Below are 584 nucleotides of genomic sequence, written 5' to 3'. Positions count from 1 at the left end.
AATTCGTCCGTCCGTTTCAGTCCCATAGTTCGTCTCCTTTGCTGCAATAAATGCTATCAAAGGAGCGGCAGCAAACCGCGACACGTCCACACATACCGCGTTCAGCCATGATCTCTTCAAGGCCCTGATGGGAAACCGTGTACTGTAGGTAGAAGAAATCTACGTACAAGATTGCATCCCTAGGGAAATGACAGCCTATCAAGGAAATCATGCGGAAACCTGTTGGAGAGCAAAACGCAAACAACAAACATCGCTGCATATATGCTCGTCAATCCGGACCGATAGTTTGCGACACATCCCGCCGTGCGTCTTCGACAGTTCAGCAAGCGTCATTTCCGCACGGATCGCTTCAAGCGCGACCTTGGCTTTGAGTTCACGAGAGCGGTTCTTTCTCGAGCCATTCTGAGTTGTCTCTCTCATCATTCGATCCGCCTAAAAAACTGGTCCGATTCCCCGCAGCTACCTCTCCCCGCTGATATGTGATCTGCGGGGATATTGAGTTTTTTGTGTGGATTACCTGCTGCGCCAGGCCTGTGTGCGGGCCAGGATGCCTTTTGATGCCATCAGATGAAAGATCCGGGCGG

The 584-nt window shown here is 51.4% G+C and carries 1 protein-coding gene; it reads right to left on the bottom strand.

All coding sequences use genetic code 11. The features are described 5' to 3' along the window. Positions 1–373: 373 nt before the first annotated feature. A partial coding sequence (locus ACR0EK_RS20330) for a hypothetical protein (RefSeq protein WP_480968098.1) occupies positions 374–584 on the bottom strand: 211 nt, incomplete at its 5' end.

It is taken from the genome of Ruegeria sp. AE4, assembly GCF_056542185.1.
This window is presented reverse-complemented; position numbering and strand designations above follow the sequence as displayed.